Here is a 4183-nt window from a genome sequence, read left to right on the forward strand (position 1 = left end):
GCATCCAGCAGTGTGACCAACTGTTCCTCAAGCTGTTCCACAGCGGCATCGTCGAGTTCCTCGCCGTCCATGGTGTAGACCAGACTATTCTCATAATCGGTGGGTGTTCGCTCAATCCTAGCAGTATCTGCCAGATCGGTGAGGGGGTTCTGTGTAACGCCATGAATCCACGAAGCCCCTAAATCGACAGGCATATCGTTCCAGGTGCGGCTTGTCCAAATGCGCCCACCGATCCGATCACGTCCTTCGATGATCTGGACGCGATAGCCGTTTGCTTGGAGTTTGGCGGCAGCGGCTAATCCCGCGATGCCTGCGCCAATCACGATGACCTGCGGGGTGCTGTCACTCGTTACTGGGCTATTCGATGTGGTGGTTGGCTTGATGGTTGGTGTATTCGGATCATTGGGTGCACAGGCAGGCAGCCATGGACTAAGGCTGACGAGTGCTGCAAGTTTCAGGATATCGCGCCGTGTGTAGGACATACATCCTCCAAATAAAGGTGATTATATGCCTCCGCACAACCCCTAAGCGGCTTCGATTTGCGAGCCGTTTGTGTTATTAGCGGGCTTGCACCAGCTCGGCGCATCGTGTATAGTCTAGACATCCTCGTTGGGGATTACAACAGTGTACCTTTAAATGTATTGTTACCTAATAATGTATCAATATTCGAATGGCCTTAATCCTCGTTGGGGGATTACAACTCATTAGTAGGTCGTTTAGGCGTAGACAAAACCAATACCTATTAGAAAGACCTCAATCCTCTCGCGAGGATTAAAATAGAAGATGTTACCCCCGTATTACTAGTCAGGGGTTCAATTCATTGGAAAGATCTCAATCCTCTTGCGGGGATCACAAAACCCACACCATACGGCGTGGGTTTTTCTTTTGCGCAGTATCCCTCACGATGCTGGAATGGCCTATAAAGCTCAGCATACCCTTGCTAGTTGCGTTACTGGTTCGCGGCTGTGCGATGATGCAGGCGATTGTATCCTCGGTGTGGAGTGAAGCCCATGCAACCGCAAGCGTTTGTGCAGAAGTGGCGAGCCGTCCAGGTCAAAGAAAAATCAGGCTATCAGGAACATTTTTTCGATCTCTGTGCGTTGCTTGGAGCCAAAACCCCCATCCACGAAGATCCCAAAGGAACCTTTTATTTATTTGAGGCAGGCGCAACCAAGCAATCGGGCGGTCAAGGCTGGGCCGATGTCTGGCGCAAGGGCTGCTTTGCCATCGAATACAAGGGCGTTGGCGCGAATCTGACCAAAGCCTATGAGCAACTGTTGCAATATCGCGAATCGCTCCAGAATCCCCCGCTGCTGATTGTGAGCGATATGCAGCGGATTATCGTGCATACGAATTTCACCAACACCGTCAAGCGCACGGTTGAATTTACGCTCGATGATCTGCTGAATCCCGACAAGCTGGCCGACCTCAGGCAGATCTTCACGAACCCCAAAGCCTTCAAGGCGCAAACTACGACCGAGCAGGTAACGAAAGAGGCCGCTGCCGAGTTTGCCAAGCTGGCCCAGCTGCTCGCTCGCTATGAAAAAGATAAAACACCCCATGAGATTGCCCACTTCCTGATTCGGGTGCTGTTCTGTTTGTTTGCGGAAGATGTGGAGCTGTTGCCCAAAGGGATTTTTTTTCAGGTCTCGTGAAGAAGTTTGGTAATAAGGCACCAATCTTTAGTACGGCACTTCGTGATTTGTTTCATGCAATGGCTACAGGCGGCTTGTTTGGTGATGAAGAAATTCGCCACTTCAATGGCTGGTTGTTTGATAATGATACAGTGATCCCTCTGGGCAGTGAGGCGCTGGCGATTCTCCAGAAGGTCTCCAAGCTCGATTGGTCGTCGATTGAGCCTGCGATTCTGGGAACGCTGTTTGAGCGCTCGCTCGACCCAAACAAGCGCTCACAGCTTGGCGCACACTACACGAGCAAGGATGATATTTTGCTGGTGGTGGAGCCGGTGGTGATGCAGCCGCTACGCCGTGAATGGGCCGACCTCCAAGGCACGCTGAACACGCTGGATGTGGAGCGGGTGGCCGCCAGTCCTGCGCAACAAAGCACGATCACGACGAAGATGCGCACACTGATCGATGCCTTTATCTATCGCCTTCATTCGTTGAAGGTGCTTGATCCGGCCTGTGGGAGTGGAAATTTTCTGTATGTGGCCTTGAAGTCGGTGCTGGACTTAGAAAAGGAAGTGATCACGTTTGGGGCCGATGTGGGGCTGGGCTATCGCTTTCCCATGGTCAGTCCGGAACAATTCTTGGGGATTGAGGTCAATGAGTATGCCCACGAGCTAGCCCAGATCACGGTCTGGATTGGCTATATTCAATGGCTGCGCGATAACGGCTTTGGCGATCCGTCTGACCCGATTCTGAAAACACTGGCCACGATTACCAATATGGATGCGATTCTGGCATTTGATGCCAACGGGAATCCAATTGAACCTGTCTGGCCACAGGCAGATTACATTATTGGGAATCCGCCGTTTTTGGGTGGGAATAAGATTCGGCAAGAGCTGGGTGATCGCTATGTTGATGCGTTGTTTAATCGTTACGCAGATCGTGTTCCAGCATTTGCTGATCTGGTGTGTTATTGGTTTGAAAAGGCGCGAGCCATCATTGCCCAAGGCATAACCAAACGAGCGGGCTTTATTGCCACCAACTCGATTCGTGGTGGGGTAAATCGCAAAGTTTTAGAACGTATCAAAACATCTGGTGATATTTTTATGGGTTGGTCGGATCGAGAATGGATCTTAGATGGGGCTGCGGTACGGGTGTCAATGGTGGGATTTAACAAAGCCGATGAACGGGAAACTCGAACGCTCAATGGTATTGTTGTCTCAAGTATTCATGCTGATCTGACGGGTACACCCGTCGATACGACAAAGGCTATCAAGCTTTATGAGAATTTAAACATACAATTTGAGGGCACAAAGAAAGGCGCAGATTTTGATATTGATTTCCAGACTGCCAAGAGATTTCTTGCGGTTCAAAATAATCCTAATGGACAACCTAATAGTGATGTTGTAAAACCATGGGTTAATGGAAAAGCCATTGTTCAACGAGCCGCAAGTAAATGGATTATTGATTTTGGTTCTACTATGTCATTGGAAGAAGCAGCATTGTATGAGGCACCTTTTGAGTATATTAATCAAAAGGTGCGGCCAAAATATGAAAGTACGCGAAAAAATGGTGGCTCCACGAACGACATCGGCCTGAAATGCGAAAGGCATTGAGTAATTTTGAGCGATTTATTCTTACAGTCCGAGTATCAAAACATCGAATTTATGTATGGATTAACAAAGGAACGCTGCCTGATTCGGCAACTATCGCGTTTGCACGCGACGACGACTATTTTATGGGTGTGCTACACTCAAAAATTCATGAATTATGGTCACTACGTTTAGGTACATTTCTTGGTGTAGGAAATGATCCACGCTATACACCAACAACAACCTTTGAAACTTTCCCCTTCCCATGGCCGCCAGCGAAGGAACCCACGGACTCGCCGCTCGTCAACGCCATTGCCGAGGCAGCAAAAGAGTTGGTTGAGAAGCGGGATCGCTGGCTGAATCCAGCCGGAGCAACCGAGGCCGAGCTGAAAAAACGCACCTTGACCAACTTGTATAACGAGCGCCCAACGTGGCTGGATTTGGCGTACAAGAAGCTGGACAAAGCGGTCTTTGCGGCCTATGGGTGGCCTGATACCTTGACTGATGATGAAATCCTTGGGCGTTTGTTGGTGCTCAATCACGAGCGAGCAGCAGGCTAGGCAAGGAATGGTGGGCGGGGCGTGTTGATCAGGCAGCACGCTCCTGCTTAAACTGGGTGACGGTTGACAGGCTTGCTACAATGGACACAGATGCTGATAATTGCTATTCAAATTGACATAAACGATTGCGCGATATGCACCATCCAGTATTATGGTCAGGTAGAATCGCGCAAGGCTGCTCAGCGAGCAGGTCGATTTGAAAAAGTGGACACAGAGGTCTTAGAATGGACACAATCCTCTGGCGGGGATTAAAACGTTGGAGTTCCAACAGTTGGGTATGGACTGTCACTTGCTTAGAATGGACACAATCCTCTGGCGGGGATTAAAACATTATCATGCGTTGGGTTAGAAGAATCCAAACTATCTTAGAATGGACACAATCCTCTGGCGGGGATTAAAACTC

The 4183-nt window shown here is 49.5% G+C and carries 4 protein-coding genes; 3 read left to right on the forward strand and 1 reads right to left on the reverse strand.

The features are described 5' to 3' along the window. On the reverse strand, positions 1-482 hold a 482-nt coding region (locus DEF47_RS00895), incomplete at its 3' end, for an FAD-dependent oxidoreductase (protein WP_287044908.1). Between the two features lie 528 nt (positions 483-1010). Between DEF47_RS00895 and DEF47_RS00900 the strand changes: the two genes are divergently transcribed. The 3 genes from DEF47_RS00900 to DEF47_RS00910 all read left to right on the forward strand — a co-directional run bounded on the left by DEF47_RS00900 (position 1011) and on the right by DEF47_RS00910 (position 3780). Further along, the gene (locus DEF47_RS00900) at positions 1011-1655 is read left to right on the forward strand and encodes a type IIL restriction-modification enzyme MmeI (protein ID WP_287044909.1); all 645 of its coding nucleotides are present in this window, start codon (positions 1011-1013) and stop codon (positions 1653-1655) included. Continuing rightward, the gene (locus DEF47_RS00905; protein ID WP_287044910.1) at positions 1652-3244 is read left to right on the forward strand and encodes a class I SAM-dependent DNA methyltransferase; all 1593 of its coding nucleotides are present in this window, start codon (positions 1652-1654) and stop codon (positions 3242-3244) included. The genes DEF47_RS00900 and DEF47_RS00905 overlap by 4 nt, the downstream gene beginning before the upstream one ends. Before the next feature lie 122 nt (positions 3245-3366). Next, a complete protein-coding gene (locus DEF47_RS00910) occupies positions 3367-3780 on the forward strand; it encodes a hypothetical protein (protein ID WP_287044911.1) in 414 nt (137 codons plus the stop codon). The last annotated feature ends 403 nt before the right edge of the window (positions 3781-4183 follow it).

This window comes from Herpetosiphon sp., assembly GCF_003512625.1.
In the GTDB taxonomy this organism is placed as follows: domain Bacteria; phylum Chloroflexota; class Chloroflexia; order Chloroflexales; family Herpetosiphonaceae; genus Herpetosiphon; species Herpetosiphon aurantiacus.

Bases quoted from the DNA above. Each gene is read 5' to 3' on its own strand.
- DEF47_RS00900 (WP_287044909.1), top strand. From the start codon at position 1,011: ATGCAACCGCAAGCGTTTGTGCAGAAGTGGCGAGCCGTCCAGGTCAAA.
- DEF47_RS00910 (WP_287044911.1), top strand. From the start codon at position 3,367: ATGGGTGTGCTACACTCAAAAATTCATGAATTATGGTCACTACGTTTA.